We start from the raw sequence: 16,039 nt of genomic DNA on the forward strand, positions 1-16,039 counted from the left end.
TGCCTGACGGATCCGGCCGGGGGGAGGGACTCATGGAGGCGATACCGGCACGGGCGCACGCCTACGTCTGCTGTGCCGCCCTCGCCGCCCTGGCCTGCCTGCTCGGTCCGCGGCCGCTGCCCGCGGTCCCGGCCTCTTGGTGGGCGGTGGCCCTGCTCGCCGTGCTGTACGCCGGCTGTGAGTACGCCGCCCGGTCCCGCTTGGCCGGGTCCGGTCACCCGGTGCTGCTCGCCGCGGCCTTCCTGCTGCCGCCGCCCGCCGCCGCCCTCGTCGCCCTGCCCGGGGCACTGCTGTCCCCCGTCGACCGGGGCCCCGCCGCCCCGCGCCGCGCCTGGCGGGCCGCCCGGCAGGCGCTCGCGGTGTGGGCGGCGGCCCTGGCGCACCGGGAGCTCGGCGGACGGGACGCGGTCGCCGGGCCCGACTTCCCGTACGCGCTCGTTCCGGCCGGGGCCGCGGTCCTCGTCTTCTGCCTGGTGCTGACGCTGCTGGACGGCGGCCTCCTCGCGGCGGCCGAGCGGGTACCGGCGCGCAGGGCCTGGCGGGGACTGTTCCTCCGGTCGCTGGCGCCCCTGGCCGTGCACGGACTGGCCGGGCTGATGATGGCCGTGCTGTGGCGCAGCCCCTACGGGCCCGTCGCCGCGTTGCCGGTGCTGCTGCCGATGGGCGTCTCGTGGTGGGCGTTCGCCCAGTACCACCGGGAGCGGGCCGCGCACCGGGCCACCGTCCGCGCGCTCGTGCAGGCCGTCGACATCAAGGACGGGTACACGCGCGGGCACAGCGAGCGGGTCGGGCAGGCGTCCATGATGATCGCCCGCGAGCTCGGCCTGGACGACGAGCGCGTGGAGGTGCTCCGCTTCGCGGGCATCCTGCACGACGTGGGCAAGCTCGGCGTGCCGACCCGGCTGCTCACCAAGGACGGCCCGCTCACCCCCGAGGAACGCCGGGTGATCGAGCTGCACCCCGAGTACGGTCACGAGATGGTGCGCGGGATCGGCTTCCTCGGTGAGGCGCTGGCCGCCGTACTGCACCACCACGAACGGCTGGACGGCAGCGGTTACCCCTACGGGCTCGCCGGCGGCCAGATCCCGGAGAGCGCGCGGGTGGTGGCCGTCGCCGACGCCTTCGACGCGATGACGTCCACCCGCTCCTACCGCAGGGCCCGGCCGGTCGCCGCCGCGCTGGCGGAGCTGGAGCGGTGCGCGGGGTCCCAGTTCGACCCGCGGATGGTCGCCGCGCTGGCGCGGGCGCTGGAGCGCTGCGGGTGGCGCCCGGCGGTGACCGCGGACGAGTCCGGCGCCACCCCGGCCGTGCCCGCCCCCTCCGTCCCGGGCCGGCCGGGAGCCCGCCCGTGAGGCCGCCGGCGCGCCGGTCCTTCCGGCCCTCCGCGTTCCGGCCGGCCTGCCGTGGCTGCGCCCGTCCGGTCGCGGGGGCCGCCGGGCCCGTGCCGGGCCGGCCGTGAAGCCGGCCGCGAACCGGTCCTTCCGGCCCTGCCCGCTCCGGCCGGTCGTCCGGGGCGGTGCCGCTCTGGTCGCAGTGCTCTGTCTCGGCGCCACCTTGGCCGACGGGGTGGCGGAACGGTCCGTCGCACTGGCGTTCGGTGCGCTGGTCGCGTGCGGGGAGCTCGCCCGGCGGCCCGCGGCCGGGGTCCGGGAGCCCGCGCCGCTCGGTGCCGCCGGGGCGCTGTCCTACGCGCTGCTCGGGGACGTCGCCGGGCAGCCCACCCACCACGGAGTCGCCCAGACCGTCACCGCCGTGCTCGCCGGCACGCTGCTCGGCAGCGTGCCCCACGTCGCCCGCGGCGACGGGATCACCCTCGACCACCTGGCACGGCGCGTGCTCACCGTCGCCTTCGCCGCCGTCTGCTTCCAGCCGCTGTTCAACCGGGGTGCCTTCGACGGCTGGGGCGGCCCCGCCTACGTGCCGCTGCTGCTCGCGCTGCTCACCCTGACCGCCCTGTGCGACGCCGTGCTCACCGCGGCGTCCGCGCACGCGCGCACCGGGTGGCCCTTCGGGCGGCTGCTGCGGGAGGAGGTGCGCGGCATGGCCGGCATCACCTCCGCGGTGTGCGCGACGGGCGCGGTGATGGCGCTGGCGGTCGCCGTCGCGGGGCTGTGGGCGCTGCCCGTCTTCTCCGTGCCGCTGCTGCTCGCCCAGCTCTCCTTCCGGCGCTACGCCGCCGTCCGGGCCACCTACCGGCAGACGATCGCCTCCCTGGCGCGGGCCACCGAGATCGCCGGATACACCCCGGCCGGGCACGCCCGGCGCGTCGCCGCGCTCGCGGTGGCCGTCGGCCGCGACCTGGGGCTGGCCGGCCCCGACCTGACGGTGCTGGAGTACGCGGCCCTCATGCACGACATCGGCCAGCTCAGTCTGGTCGATCCGGTCCCGGCCGGGGCCACCGCCGCTCTGCCAGCCGCCGAGCAGCGGCGGATCGCGCTGCTCGGCGGCGCCGTGGTCCGCCGCACCGGCGTCGATCCCGCGGTCGCCGTGGTCGTCGAGCGGCAGGCCGACCCCTGGCGGGAGCAGCCGCTCGCCGCCCGGATCGTGCGGGCCGTGAACGCCTATGAGGAGAAGGCGCGGGACGCCGGCCCGGGCGGCTCCTGGACGGCCCTGGAGGAGCTGCGGCTGGCGCCCGCCGGCGACTACGCTCCCGAGGTCGTCGAGTCCCTGGCCCGGGTGGTCCGCCGGCAGCGGCCCGGCAGACGGAACGGCCGGGGGCCGCGGCGGCGGGCACGCGGGCTGTCTGACCCGGCCGGGGCTGGGTAACCCATGGGTAATGAGCGGCCCCGCATCCGTACGTGGTTGGATGCGAAGGAGAGGGTGTACGGGGGCGCAGAAGGGCACAGCCGGCCCACTCCACGAAACTGGCAGGCGGGAATCGTGAGGATCTTCGGCAAGGGACGGTACCGGCCCTCCGCCTCCTGGCGGCAGGCCACCGACCGCGCGTTCACGCTGATCGGCGACGGCCGGTACGAGGACGCGGGCGCGCTGCTGACGCGCGCCGCCGACCTGGAACCCTGGCGGTCGGAGTCCTGGTTCAACCTCGCCCTGCTGCACAAGTTCCGGCACGACTGGGAGCAGGCCAGGGCGGCGGGCCTGCGGGCCGTGGCCCTGCTGGAGCGGGACACCGGGGCACCGGACTGGTGGAACGTGGGCATCGCCGCGACCGCCCTGCAGGACTGGCCGCTGGCCCGCCGCGCCTGGCAGGCCTACGGGCTGCGGGTGCCGGGGGAGGCGACCGGCTCCGGCGAGCCGCTCGGCATGGACCTGGGCAGCGCGGCCGTACGGCTCTCCCCCGAGGGGGAGGCCGAGGTGGTGTGGGGGCGGCGGCTGGACCCGGCCCGGATGGAGGTGCTGTCCATCCCGCTGCCGTCGTCCGGCCGGCGCTGGGGCGAGGTCGTCCTGCACGACGGTGTGCCGCACGGGGAGCGGACCACCTCCGCCGGGCACACCTACCCGGTCTTCGACGAGATCGAGCTGTGGGCGCCCTCGCCCGTCCCCACCTGGGTGGTCCTGCTGGAGGCGGCCACGGAGGCCGACCGGGACGCCCTGGAGCAGCTCGCCGCCGACGCCGGTTTCGCCGCCGAGGACTGGTCGTCCTCGGTGCGGCTGCTGTGCCGGATGTGCTCGGAGTCCCGGATGCCGTCCGACGAGGGCGACGGAGAGCACCTCGACCCGCACGACCACAGCGAGCCGGGGCACCCGGGACCGCTCGGCCACCGCACCGACGGGCAGCTGTGGGTGCCGGAGCGGGAGTGCGGGGTGGCCGCGCCGGCCGCGCTGGTGCGGGGCCTGCTGGACGGATGGGTCGCGGACAGCCCCGATTCCCGGGACTGGCGGGATCTCGAAGAGGTCTGCTGAAGGTCTGCCGGGGGACCCCGGGCGACGGCGGGGGACGGCCGGACGGACGCCGTACCCTGTATCAGCATCACCCCCTGTTTCCTAGGAAGGCGTACGTCGGTCATGGCTCAGCAGGACACCGATCAGCAGCGCGCGGGCGTGCTCCCCGTGGACGACGAGGGATACGTCATCGACACGGAGGACTGCGAGGAGCGGGAGACGGCCTGGCGCGAGCGCGGCACCTCCCGTCCGATCACCGTGGTCGGCAACCCGGTGCTGCACAAGGAGTGCCGGGACGTCACCGACTTCGGCGAGGAGCTCCAGCAGCTGGTCGCGGACATGTTCGCCAGCCAGCGCACCGCCGAGGGCGTGGGCCTGGCCGCCAACCAGATCGGCGTCGACCTGAAGGTGTTCGTCTACGACTGCCCCGACGACGAGGGCGTCCGGCATGTCGGCGTGGTCTGCAACCCCGAGCTCGTGGAGCTGCCCGCCGACAGGCGCCGCCTCGACGACAGCAACGAGGGCTGCCTGTCGGTGCCGACGGCGTACATGCCGCTCGCCCGGCCCGACTACGCCGAGGTGACCGGGCAGGACGAGAAGGGCAACCCGATCAAGGTGCGCGGCACCGGCTACTTCGCGCGGTGCCTCCAGCACGAGACGGACCACCTGTACGGCTACCTCTACATCGACCGGCTCTCCAAGCGCGAACGCAAGGACGCGCTGCGGCAGATGGCAGAGAACGAGCCCCGCTACCCCGTGGTCGCCAACGACTGAGACCGCGGGTCCGCCCCGTCGGATCCGTCAACTCCCCTCCCTGCGGCGCCCGTTCAGGATTCCCTTCCTGGCCGGGCGCCGTTCGCGTGCGCCCGCGCGTTCGGCCCCGTTGGCCGCGCGTCACACGTTCGACCCTTCCCGCTCCCCCGGCGATCCATAACCTGTCACACAAGGGGAGAATTCCGGCACTTCAAGACGGTGAATTAAGCAAATCCGGTCCCACGCCGGTCAGTCGTGGTGCTGAATGGAAGGACGGGGATACGCGACGGCGCACGCCCCGCACGGCGGGAGGGGTGCGCCGACCGGCGGCTGAGAGGGGTTTGTTCGTGCCTGCTTTCCCACACGGCTCCACATCGACACCGACGGCGATCACGGTTCCACCCTCGCTCGCCCTCCCGGTGATCGAGGCGGCATTTCCCCGGCGACTGCATCCGTATTGGCCCACGCTTCAGCGGAGGACCCGCGGCTGGCTGCTCGAAAAACGGCTCATGCCGGCGGACAAGGTCGCGGAATATGCCGATGGCCTGTGCTACACCGACCTGATGGCCGGGTACTACCTCGGCGCGCCCGACGAGGTCCTCCAGGCGATAGCGGACTACAGCGCGTGGTTCTTCGTCTGGGACGACCGGCACGACCGCGACATCGTGCACGGCCGCCCCGGCGCCTGGCGGCGGCTGAAGGACCGGCTGCACACGGCTCTGGACTCCCCCGGCGGCCACCTGCACCACGAGGACGCACTGGTCGCCGGGTTCGCCGACAGCGTGCTGCGGCTGTACTCGTTCCTGCCGGCGACGTGGAACGCCCGGTTCGCCCGGCACTTCCACGCGGTGATCGAGGCGTACGACCGGGAGTTCCACAACCGCACCCACGGCGTCGTCCCCGGTGTCCAGGAGTACCTCGAACTGCGCCGGCTCACTTTCGCGCACCGGATCTGGACCGACCTGCTGGAGCCCAGCGCGGGCCTCGAACTGCCGGACTCCGTGCGGAGGCACCCGGCATTCCGGCGGGCGGCACTGCTCAGTCAGGAATTCGCCGCCTGGTACAACGACCTCTGCTCGCTGCCGAAGGAGATAGCGGGCGACGAGGTGCACAATCTCGGAATCAGCCTCATCACCCATGAGGGGCTGACGCTCGAAGAGGCGATCGTGGAAATACGGCGGCGTGTCGAGGAATGCGTCGATGAATTCGTCCTCGCCGAACGGGACGCCTTACGTCTCGCCGACGCATTGGCCGAGGACGGAACGGCGCGCGGAAAGGAAATCGGTGCCGCCGTGCACGCCTGCGTCGGCAACATGCGGAACTGGTTCAGCTCCGTCTACTGGTTCCACCACGAGTCCGGCCGGTACAGGGTCGACAGCTGGGACGACCGCTCCACACCCCCGTACGTCAACAACGAAGCGGCAGGTGAGAAATGACCGTCGGATCCTCTCCCAAGTCCTCGGCCCCCCTCGGCCGGGGGGCGTCCCCGTCCCCCGGCACCCGGTCCCGGGCGGAGCTGCGCGAGCCGCCCGTGGCGGGCGGCACCGTGCCGCTCCTCGGCCACGGCCTGAAGCTGGTCCGCGATCCGCTGGCCCTCTTCACCCGGCTGCGCGACCACGGGGACGTCGTCCGCCTCAGGCTCGGCCCGAAGACCGTGTACGCGGTCACCACGCCCGCCCTCACCGGCGAGGTGGCGCTCAGCCCCGACTACATCATCGCCGGGCCGCTGTGGGAGTCCCTGGAGAGCCTGCTCGGCAAGGAGGGCGTGGCCACCGCCAACGGCTCCCTGCACCGGCGCCAGCGGCGCACCATCCAGCCGGCCTTCCGGCTCGACGCCATCCCCGCCCACGGGCCGATCATGGCCGAGGAGGCGCAGGCGCTGGTGGAGCGGTGGCGCTCCGGGAAGGTCCTCGACATCACCTCGGAGTCCTTCCGGGTGGCCGTCCGCGTCTCCGCCCGCTGCCTGATGCGCGGCAGCTACATGGACGACCGGGCCGACCGCATCTGCAGCGCGCTCGCCACGCTGTTCAGCGGCATGTACCAGCGCATGGTCCTGCCGCTCGGGCCCCTGTACCGCATTCCCGTTCCGGCGAACCTGGAATTCAACCGGGCCCTGGCCGATCTGCACCGCCTGGTCGACGAGATCGTCGCCGACCGCCGGGCAAGCGGTCGAAGGCCGGACGATTTGCTGACGGCTCTGCTGGAGGCGAAGGACGAGAATGGCGAGCCCATCGGGGAGCAGGAGATCCACGATCAGGTCATCGCCATCCTCACCCCCGGCAGCGAAACCGTCGGCTCCATGCTCATGTCGCTGCTGCTGGTCCTCACCGAGCACCCGGAACTGGGGGACAAGATACGCGACGAGGTGAAAAGCGTCGTGGGCGACCGGCCCGTCGCATTCGAGGACGCCCGGAAGCTGACGTACACCGCGAATGTCATCGTGGAGACTATGCGCCTGTATCCTGCCGTATGGATATTGACGCGCCGCGCGGTGAGCGACACCGAGCTCGGCGGGTATCGCATTCCGGCCGGGGCGGACCTCGTCTACAGCCCGTACGCGATCCAGCGCGATCCGCTGTCCTACGAGCGGCACGAGGAGTTCGACCCCGACCGCTGGCTCCCGGAGCGGTCCAAGGACGTGCCCAAGTACGCGATGAGCCCGTTCAGCGTCGGCAACCGCAAGTGCCCGAGCGACCACTTCTCGATGGCCGAGCTCACGCTGATCACCGCGGCGATCGCGTCCGCCTACCGCTTCGAGCAGGCGCCCGGCTCCGACCCGAGGCCCCGCATCGGCATCACCTTGCGCCCGCGCCGCCTGCTGGTGCGGGCGCTGCCCCGATGAGCGGCTGACGGGCCGACGGGCCCCCGGCGCACGGTCAGGCGGCCTGCGGGCCCCGGAACGCGCGCCGGTAGGCGTTCGGGGTGGTTCCCAGGGCCCGGGTGAACTGGTGGCGCAGCGCCGCCGCCGTACCGAACCCGGTGCGCCGGGCGATCGTGTCCATCGTCTCGTCCGTCGCCTCCAGCAGGTGCTGGGCCAGCAGCACCCGCTGGCGCAGGAGCCAGCGGTAGGGGGTGGTGCCCGTCTCCTGCTGGAAGCGGCGGGCGAAGGTGCGGGGGGCCATGTGGGCGCGGGCGGCGAGCTGCTCGACGGTGACCTCCCGGTCGAGGTGCTGCTCCATCCAGGTCAGCACCTCGCCCATGGTGTCGCAGGCCGCGCGCGGCAGCGGACGCTCGATGTACTGCGCCTGCCCGCCGTCCCGGTGCGGGGGGACCACCATCCGCCGGGCGATCTTGTTGGCGACCTCCGACCCCTGCTCCTTGCGGACCAGGTACAGGCAGGCGTCGATCCCGGCGGCCGTGCCGGCGGAGGTGATCACCGGGTCCTCGTCGACGTAGAGCACGTCCGGCTCGACGACCGCCCGCGGGTACCGGTCGGCCAGCTCCCGGGCGTGGTGCCAGTGCGCCGCGCAGCGCCGTCCGTCCAGCAGCCCGGCGGCGCCCAGCACGAAGACCCCGGAGCACACGCTCAGCACCCGCGTGCCCCGGTCCGCGGCCCGCCGCAGGGCGTCCAGCAGCGGCGGCGGGTACTCCCGGCGGGGGAAGTCGTTCCCGGCCGGCACGGCGATCAGATCGGCCTCCTCCAGCCGGTCCAGCCCGTACGGCGTGGAGACGGTCAGGCCGCCGACGTGGGTGCCCAGCGCCGGGCCCTCCGCGGAGACCACGGCGAAGTCGTACACCGGCAGGCCGTCATCGCTGCGGTCGATGCCGAAGACCTCGCAGACGACGCCGAGTTCGAAGGGGTGCGCGCCGTCGAGCAGGACGGCCGCCACGTTCCGCAGCATGCCGCCAGTGTGCCGCACGGTTGGCAGGAAATCGAGGTCTTACGGCAGTCCTGCCACTGCCGGTCGGGGACGACCGGCGCGACAGTGATGTCATGACCGCGGAACAGACACAAGCCCTGATCGCATTGACCGTGACCTTCGGCCTCCTGGCCCTCATGATCCTCCCCTCGGTGCTCGGCATCGTGCGCGAACGGCGCATCGACCGGCAGCTCGGGGAGGCCCGGGAGGCCCGGGAGGCCCAGGAGGCCCGGGAGGCCCGGGAGGCCCGGCAGGACCGGGAGGACGAGGAGGTGCGGGAGGAGGCTCAGAAGTCCTCGTCCAGGTCGACGGTGCCCTCCACCGCGACCTGGTACGCCGACGGACGCCGCTCGAAGAAGTTGGTCAGTTCCTGAACGCCCTGGAGCTCCATGAAGGAGAAGGGGTTCTCGGAGCCGTACACCGGGGCGAAGCCGAGGCGTGTCAGACGCTGGTCGGCGACGCACTCCAGGTACTGCCGCATCGAGTCGGTGTTCATGCCCGGGAGGCCGTCCCCGCACAGGTCGCGCGCGAACTGCAGCTCGGCCTCGACGGCCTCCCGCAGCATGCCGGTGACCTCTTCCCGCAGCCGGTCGTCGAAGAGGTCCGGCTCCTCCTCGCGGACGGTGTCGACCACGTCGAAGGCGAAGGACATGTGCATCGTCTCGTCGCGGAAGACCCAGTTGGTGCCGGTCGCCAGGCCGTGCAGCAGGCCCCGGCTGCGGAACCAGTAGACGTAGGCGAAGGCGCCGTAGAAGAACAGGCCCTCGATGCACGCGGCGAAGCAGATGAGGTTGAGGAGGAAACGGCGGCGGTCGGCCCTGGTCTCCAGCCGGTCGATCTCCTCCACCGAGTCCATCCACCGGAAGCAGAACTCGGCCTTCTCGCGGATGGACGGGATGTTCTCCACCGCGGCGAAGGCGGCGGCCCGGTCCTCCGGATCGGGCAGGTAGGTGTCCAGCAGGGTCAGGTAGAACTGGACGTGGACGGCCTCCTCGAAGAGCTGGCGCGACAGGTACAGGCGCGCCTCGGGGGAGTTGATGTGCTTGTACAGCGTCAGCACCAGGTTGTTCGCGACGATCGAGTCGCCCGTCGCGAAGAAGGCCACGAGCCGGCCGATGAGGTGCTGCTCGCCGGGGGACAGCTTCGCGAGGTCGGCCACGTCCGAGTGGAGGTCGACCTCCTCCACGGTCCAGGTGTTCTTGACGGCGTCCCGGTAGCGCTCGTAGAAGTCCGGGTAGCGCATGGGGCGGAGCGTCAGCTCGAAGCCGGGGTCGAGCAGGTTGCGGTTGCCGGACATCACTGGCAGGCCTCACAGGATTCGGGGTTCTCAAGGGAGCAGGCGACGGCCTCTTCGGGAGCGGCCTGCCGGGCGGGGGCGGTGGCCCGGGCCGCGCGGGCGATCCTCGTCGCCGGGCGCGAGCGCAGGTAGTACGTCGTCTTCAGCCCGGACTTCCAGGCGTAGGCGTACATCGAGGAGAGCTTGCCGATGGTCGGCGTCTCCAGGAACAGGTTCAGCGACTGGGACTGGTCGAGGAACGGGGTGCGGGCGGCGGCCATGTCGATCAGGCCGCGCTGCGGGATCTCCCACGCCGTGCGGTACAGCCGCCGTACGTCCTCGGGGATCCAGGAGAAGCCCTGCACCGAGCCGTTGGCCTCGCGCAGCGCCTCCCAGGTGCGGGCGTCCCACACGCCGAGCCGCTTCAGGTCGTCGACCAGGTAGGAGTTGACCTGGAGGAACTCACCCGAGAGCGTCTCGCGCTTGAACAGGTTGGACACCTGCGGCTCGACGCACTCGTAGACGCCCGCGATGGAGGCGATGGTCGCGGTCGGGGCGATCGCCAGGAGCAGGGAGTTGCGCAGGCCGACGGTGGCGATCCGCTTGCGCAGGTCCGCCCAGAGCTCGGGCCAGGCCGGCTCGGTGTCGTAGTGGTCGGGGTGCAGGACACCCCGGGCGGTACGGGTCTTCTCCCAGGCCGGGAGCGGGCCGTTGCGCTCGGCGAGGTCGGCGGAGGCTCCGTAGGCGGCGAGCATGACGCGCTCGGCGATGCGCGTGGACAGCCGCCCGGCCTCGGGCGAGTCGAAGGGCAGGCGCAGCTTGAAGAAGACGTCCTGCAGGCCCATCACGCCCAGGCCGACCGGGCGCCAGCGGGCGTTGGAGCGGCCCGCCTGCTCGGTCGGGTAGAAGTTGATGTCCACGACCCGGTCGAGGAAGGTGACGGCCGTGCGGACGGCGGCGTCCAGCCGCTCCCAGTCGACGTCGCGGGCGGCCGGGTCGACGAAGGCGCCGAGGTTGACCGATCCCAGGTTGCAGACGGCCGTCTCGCCGTCGTCGGTGACCTCCAGGATCTCCGTGCAGAGGTTGGAGGAGTGGATGACGTGGCCCGGCTCGGCGGTCTGGTTGGCGGTGCGGTTGGCGGCGTCCTTGAAGGTCATCCAGCCGTTGCCGGTCTGGGCGAGGGTGCGCATCATCCGGCCGTACAGCTCGCGGGCGGGGAGCGTCTTGCGCGCCAGCCCCGCGGCCTCCGCCTTCCGGTAGGCCGCGTCGAACTCCTCGCCCCACAGGTCGGTCAGCCCGGGCACGTCGGAGGGGGAGAACAGCGACCACGGCCCGTCGGCGTCCACACGGCGCATGAACTCGTCCGGCACCCAGTGCGCGAGGTTCAGGTTGTGGGTGCGGCGCGCGTCCTCGCCGGTGTTGTCGCGCAGCTCCAGGAACTCCTCGATGTCCGCGTGCCAGGTCTCCAGGTAGACCGCCGCCGCGCCCTTGCGCCGGCCGCCCTGGTTCACGGCCGCCACGGAGGCGTCGAGGGTCTTCAGGAACGGGACGATGCCGTTGGAGTGCCCGTTGGTGCCGCGGATCAGCGAACCCCGGGAGCGGACGCGGGAGTAGGCGATGCCGATGCCGCCGGCGTGCTTGGACAGGCGGGCGACCTGGTGGTAGCGCTCGTAGAGGGAGTCCAGCTCGTCCCTGGGGGAGTCCAGGAGGTAGCAGGACGACATCTGGGGGTGCCGGGTGCCGGAGTTGAACAGGGTGGGGGAGGAGGGCAGGTAGTCCAGACGGCTCATCAGCCCGTAGAGCGCGGCCACCTCCTCCAGCGCGCGGGCGCTGTCGTCCTCGGCGAGGCCGGCGGCGACGCGCAGCAGGAAGTGCTGGGGCGTCTCGATCACCTTGCGGGTGATCGGGTGGCGCAGCAGGTAGCGGCTGTGCAGGGTGCGCAGTCCGAAGTAGCCGAAGCGGTCGTCGGCGCGCGGGTCGGCCAGCGCGTCCAGGCGGTCCGCGTGGAGGCGGACGAACGCGGCGGTGCGGTCGGCGATCAGGCCCTCGCGGTGGCCGGCGGCGACGGACCCGGTGAAGGTGGTGACGCCCTGGGAGGCGGCCTCGGCGCGGATGCCGCGGGCCAGCAGCCGGGCGGCCAGCTTCGAGTAGGCGGGGTCCTCGGCGATCAGGCCGGCCGCCGCCTCCGTGGCCAGCTCGCGCAGCTCCGTCTCGTCCGCCCGCGCGGACCGGCCGCGCAGCGCGGCGGCGGCGACCCGGCCGGGGTCGGCGTCGGGGAGGTCGGCGGTCAGCTCGGTCAGGGTCCGCAGCAGCGCGGCACCGGGACCGTCGTGCTCCTGCCGGATCGCTGAGGCCGGGTCCGCTGGCGCGGTGGTCACGTGAGGCACTCCCTCGCTCGGCACGGGCCTTGCGGAGGGCAGGGGGCAGCTCACGAGCGCGCGCGGCGTCGCGTCCACCGGCCCATTCCACGAGGCCCGGACGTCATGGCACACGGGCCGGACGGCCCGGTGCACTGTCGGCAGGTCCTCGGACTGACGCTCGACGCCCGGATGCGGGTCTGCGGATGTGCAGGCATACGGGCATGAGTACACCGTTGCGGGACAGTTCCGGATTCGCACCGGATTCCCCTGCGGCGACAGCGAGCACGAGCATACATCTTGTGTCGGTGCCCGGGAGCACCCCCAGATGTTGTGTCGCCGCTGGGTCAGCGTAGGGCCAGCGCGTAGGTGAGGAGAGTGATGCCGTCCACCTCCGGCAGCGGGTTCCAGTCCCGCTCGGGGGTGCGGACGAAGCCCAGGCGCTCGTAGAGGCGGTGGGCGGTGCGCATGGCGGGCTGGGTCGACAGGACGACCCGTACGCAGCCCTCGACGGCCCGGGCCCGCTCCACGCAGGCGCGGACGAGGGCCTCGCCGGCGCCCCGGCCGCGGGCCGCGTGCGCGACCGCCGGCATCCGGATCTCGGCCTCGCCGGGCCGGGCTATGTCGGCCATGGGGCCGCCGGACGGCACGAACGTCACACCGCCGACGACGCGTTCGCCCTCGACGGCCGCCAGCACCTCGGCCGCGGCGGCCCGCCCCGCCACGTCCCGCAGCGCGGCGAGGTAGGCGTCCGACTCCCCGAAGTCGAGGAGCCCGTCCCGGAGATAGGCGCGCGCGGTGATCTCCCCGAGGGGCGCGTAGTCAGCCGGTGCGGCTTTCCTGATCACGATGTCCACGCGGACGAGTGTGCCCGGTGGGTACGACAACGGGCCGCCGGTTCCTCCTGCGGCGGCCCGCGGTCGGATGCGGCGACGGCGTCAGTGCGCCGTGCCGGCGGTGGCCGGCGGCAGCTCCACCCGCACGCCGGGGTCGCCGGCGTCGGCCGTGTAGTCCTCCGGCCTGGTCTCGTCGACGCCGTCCGGTGCCCCGGACGCCCTGAGGACCACGGTCAGGACGACGGTGACCAGGACGTTCAGCACGAACGCGGTCAGGCCGATGTAGCCGACCTCGCCGATGCCGGGGATCTCCCCGGAGGAGCCGGCGAAGTGCTTCTGCGCCGGCGTGGAGACGCCGTACGCGGCGAGCGTGCCGTACACCATGCCGACCGCCCAGCCGGCGAGCAGCGCCCAGCGGTGGAACCAGCGCGTGAACAGGCCGCCCACCAGGGCCGGGAAGGTCTGCAGGATCCAGATGCCGCCCAGCAGCTGGAAGTTGATGGCGACCGTCTTGTCCATGGTCAGGACGAAGACCAGCGCGCCCACCTTCACCAGCAGCGAGACCAGCTTGGAGACCTTGGTCTCCTGCTCGGCCGTCGCGTCCGGCTTGATGAAGTCCTTGTAGATGTTGCGGGTGAACAGGTTCGCGGCCGCGATCGACATGATCGCCGCGGGGACGAGGGCGCCGATGCCGATGGCCGCGAACGCCACGCCCGCGAACCAGTCCGGGAACATGTTCTCGAACAGCTGCGGGATGGCGAGCTGGCCGTTCTCCACCTTGATGCCGGCCGCGATCGCCATGAAGCCCAGCAGCGCGAGCAGGCCCAGCATGAGGGAGTACAGCGGCAGGATCGTGGTGTTGCGGCGGATCACCTCACGGCTGCGCGAGGAGAGCGTCGCGGTGATCGAGTGCGGGTACATGAACAGCGCCAGCGCCGAGCCCAGCGCCAGGGTGGCGTACGTCCACTGGCCGGTGTCCGGCGGGACCAGACCGCCCGCCCCGGTGGACTCGAACTTCTCGCCCGCCTCGGCGAAGACGTCGTCGAACCCGCCCAGCTTGATCGGGATGTAGACGATCGCCACCGCGATCACGATGTAGATCAGCGCGTCCTTCACGAACGCGATCAGCGCGGGCGCCCGCAGCCCCGACGAGTAGGTGTACGCCGCGAGCACGCCGAAGGCGATGAGCAGCGGCAGGTCCTTGACGAACCAGTTGGTGTCCTCGCCGCCGCCGACGCCCATCACGTCCAGCACCGCCTGGATGCCGACGAGCTGGAGCGCGATGTACGGCATCGTCGCCAGGATGCCGGTCAGCGCCACGGCCAGCGACAGGCCCTTGGAACCGAACCGGCCGCGCACGAAGTCCGAGGTCGTCACGTAGCCGTGCTTGTGGGAGACCGACCACAGCCGCGGCAGGAACGTGAAGATCAGCGGGTAGACCAGGATCGTGTACGGCACCGCGAAGAAGCCGGAGGCGCCCGCCGCGTAGATCGCCGCGGGCACGGCGACGAAGGTGTACGCCGTGTAGAGGTCGCCGCCCAGCAGGAACCACGTGATCCAGGTGCCGAACGACCGTCCGCCCAGGCCCCACTCGTCCAGGCTCTGCTCGTTCTCGGCCTTGCGCCAGCGCGCCGCCAGGAAGCCCATGACGGTGACGAGCAGGAAGAAGAAGATGAAGACGGCGAGTGCGACGCCGTTCACGCCGTCCTTCACGAGCCGGCACCTTTCCGGCGGGCGCGCTGGTCACGCTGCCACAGCTTGTAGGCGATCATGGTCAACGCGGTGGAGATCAGCACCCATGCCATCTGGTACCAGTAGAAGAACGGGATGCCGATGAACGTCGGCTCCACCTCGGCGTACGAACCGACCCACAGCATCGCCACGAAGGGCGCGACGAGGCAGAGGGCGATGACGACGCGCACGGGCGTCACCACCGGCCCTCCGCTCACTTCCGGGGCTTGTGACATCTGGCGGCTCCGTCCCTCGATGGTCACCTGGGGCAATGCGCAGGAAATCTAGGTGACGCCGACACGACAGCGGAAGCCCCCGTCCGCATATCGGTTGCCCGGCCGGGGCGTGCGTGCCCGGCGGCCGGGAAAGCCCCGTCGCGGGTCCCGCCCCCGCCGCCCGGCGCGCGTCCGCTCGAACCCCCGGCCGGCGCCACCGGGGTCCGGGCGACGACGGTCCGGACGCGCGCGGTACGCACCGGGCAGCTCCCCCGCCCGTGCGGCGACGGGAGGACGGCGGAGGAGGAGCGGCCGTTCCGCCGTACCGCGCGCACGGGCGGGGAAGCCCCTGGGGAAATCAGTCCCGGGGCCGCTTGAGGCGGGCGACGAACTTGTACCGGTCACCCCGGTACACCGACCGCACCCACTCCACCGGCTGCCCGTCCCGGTCCAGCGAGTGCCGGGAGAGCATCAGCATCGGCAGACCCACGTCGGTGCCGAGCAGGCCCGCCTCGCGCGGGGTGGCCAGCGAGGTCTCGATGGTCTCCTCGGCCTCGGCGAGACGGACGTCGTACACCTCGGCGAGGGCGGTGTAGAGGGAGGTGTACTTCGCCAGGCTGCGGCGCAGCGCCGGGAAGCGCTTGGCGGACAGGTGGGTGGTCTCGATGGCCATCGGCTCGCCGTTGGCCATGCGCAGGCGCTCGATGCGCAGCACCCGTCCGCCGGCGGTGATGTCGAGGAGTCCGGCGAGGCGGTCGTCGGCGGTGATGTAGCCGATGTCCAGCAACTGCGAGGTGGGCTCCAGGCCCTGGGCGCGCATGTCCTCGGTGTAGGAGGTCAGTTGCAGCGCCTGGGACACCTTCGGCTTGGCGACGAAGGTGCCCTTGCCCTGGATGCGCTCCAGCCGGCCCTCGACGACCAGCTCCTGCAGGGCCTGGCGGACGGTGGTGCGCGAGGTGTCGAACTCCGCGGCCAGGGTGCGCTCGGGCGGCACGGGCGTGCCCGGCGGCAGCGTGCGGGTCATGTCGAGCAGGTGGCGCTTCAAGCGGTAGTACTTGGGCACGCGCGCCGTACGGACACCGGTCCCGTTGTCGTTCTCCGCACTGCTGACGTCGGTGCTCATGCTCTGCCTTCCCGGCTCCGAGTGCCGAAGCGGCCGACGTGCTCATCG

14 protein-coding genes and 1 riboswitch are annotated in these 16,039 nt (G+C 72.4%); of the genes, 7 read left to right on the top strand and 7 right to left on the bottom strand.

What is annotated here, in order from left to right:
* Positions 1-32: 32 nt before the first annotated feature.
* The 6 genes from ACSU6Z_RS19660 (at position 33) to ACSU6Z_RS19685 (ending at position 7,435) form a co-directional block, all read left to right on the top strand.
* Positions 33-1,352, top strand: coding sequence for an HD-GYP domain-containing protein (locus tag ACSU6Z_RS19660; protein ID WP_437047388.1), 1,320 nt, complete (start codon positions 33-35; stop codon positions 1,350-1,352).
* A gap of 103 nt (positions 1,353-1,455) precedes the next feature.
* Entirely contained in the window at positions 1,456-2,766 is a 1,311-nt protein-coding gene (locus ACSU6Z_RS19665; protein WP_437047390.1) for an HD domain-containing protein, read from the top strand.
* 114 nt (positions 2,767-2,880) lie between these two features.
* The gene (locus tag ACSU6Z_RS19670) at positions 2,881-3,861 is read left to right on the top strand and encodes a tetratricopeptide repeat protein (protein WP_437047392.1); all 981 of its coding nucleotides are present in this window, start codon (positions 2,881-2,883) and stop codon (positions 3,859-3,861) included.
* Between the two features lie 102 nt (positions 3,862-3,963).
* Positions 3,964-4,614: a peptide deformylase gene (def, locus tag ACSU6Z_RS19675; protein ID WP_437016446.1), complete on the top strand. Its 651-nt coding sequence runs from the start codon at positions 3,964-3,966 to the stop codon at positions 4,612-4,614.
* Between the two features lie 326 nt (positions 4,615-4,940).
* Positions 4,941-6,029, top strand: coding sequence for an epi-isozizaene synthase (cyc1, locus tag ACSU6Z_RS19680; protein WP_437047394.1), 1,089 nt, complete (start codon positions 4,941-4,943; stop codon positions 6,027-6,029).
* Positions 6,026-7,435 (top strand): bifunctional albaflavenone monooxygenase/terpene synthase, encoded by a 1,410-nt coding sequence (locus tag ACSU6Z_RS19685; protein ID WP_437047395.1) that lies wholly within the window; start codon positions 6,026-6,028, stop codon positions 7,433-7,435. Before cyc1 ends, ACSU6Z_RS19685 begins: the two co-directional genes overlap by 4 nt.
* Before the next feature lie 34 nt (positions 7,436-7,469).
* Here the strand turns inward: ACSU6Z_RS19685 and ACSU6Z_RS19690 are convergent, their stop codons facing one another.
* A complete protein-coding gene (locus tag ACSU6Z_RS19690; protein WP_437047396.1) occupies positions 7,470-8,435 on the bottom strand; it encodes a GlxA family transcriptional regulator in 966 nt (321 codons plus the stop codon).
* A 92-nt stretch (positions 8,436-8,527) separates the two neighbouring features.
* On the opposite strand from ACSU6Z_RS19690, the gene ACSU6Z_RS19695 reads away from it, so the two are divergent.
* Positions 8,528-8,827 carry a hypothetical protein gene (locus tag ACSU6Z_RS19695; RefSeq protein ID WP_437047398.1) on the top strand — a complete coding sequence of 100 codons (300 nt, stop codon included), beginning with the start codon at positions 8,528-8,530 and terminating at the stop codon, positions 8,825-8,827.
* Here the strand turns inward: ACSU6Z_RS19695 and ACSU6Z_RS19700 are convergent.
* The 6 genes from ACSU6Z_RS19700 to ACSU6Z_RS19725 all read right to left on the bottom strand — a co-directional run bounded on the left by ACSU6Z_RS19700 (position 8,740) and on the right by ACSU6Z_RS19725 (position 15,991).
* A complete protein-coding gene (locus ACSU6Z_RS19700; RefSeq protein WP_437047399.1) occupies positions 8,740-9,750 on the bottom strand; it encodes a ribonucleotide-diphosphate reductase subunit beta in 1,011 nt (336 codons plus the stop codon). The two genes, ACSU6Z_RS19695 and ACSU6Z_RS19700, sit on opposite strands and share 88 nt — an antisense overlap.
* Positions 9,750-12,107 carry a ribonucleoside-diphosphate reductase subunit alpha gene (locus ACSU6Z_RS19705; protein ID WP_437047401.1) on the bottom strand — a complete coding sequence of 786 codons (2,358 nt, stop codon included), beginning with the start codon at positions 12,105-12,107 and terminating at the stop codon, positions 9,750-9,752. The genes ACSU6Z_RS19700 and ACSU6Z_RS19705 overlap by 1 nt, the downstream gene beginning before the upstream one ends.
* Before the next feature lie 122 nt (positions 12,108-12,229).
* A riboswitch (cobalamin riboswitch) is annotated at positions 12,230-12,381 on the bottom strand.
* A 52-nt stretch (positions 12,382-12,433) separates the two neighbouring features.
* On the bottom strand, positions 12,434-12,943 hold the full coding sequence (locus ACSU6Z_RS19710; protein WP_437047403.1) for a GNAT family N-acetyltransferase: 510 nt from the start codon (positions 12,941-12,943) through the stop codon (positions 12,434-12,436).
* Between the two features lie 81 nt (positions 12,944-13,024).
* Positions 13,025-14,635: a monocarboxylate uptake permease MctP gene (mctP, locus tag ACSU6Z_RS19715; protein WP_437047404.1), complete on the bottom strand. Its 1,611-nt coding sequence runs from the start codon at positions 14,633-14,635 to the stop codon at positions 13,025-13,027.
* Positions 14,632-14,889: a DUF3311 domain-containing protein gene (locus tag ACSU6Z_RS19720; protein WP_437047405.1), complete on the bottom strand. Its 258-nt coding sequence runs from the start codon at positions 14,887-14,889 to the stop codon at positions 14,632-14,634. Before ACSU6Z_RS19720 ends, mctP begins: the two co-directional genes overlap by 4 nt.
* Positions 14,890-15,226: 337 nt before the next feature.
* A complete protein-coding gene (locus ACSU6Z_RS19725; RefSeq protein WP_437047407.1) occupies positions 15,227-15,991 on the bottom strand; it encodes a GntR family transcriptional regulator in 765 nt (254 codons plus the stop codon).
* Positions 15,992-16,039: the final 48 nt, after the last annotated feature.

Origin of the sequence: Streptomyces sp. enrichment culture (assembly GCF_964273145.1) — a bacterium.
In the GTDB taxonomy this organism is placed as follows: Bacteria; Actinomycetota; Actinomycetes; order Streptomycetales; family Streptomycetaceae; genus Streptomyces.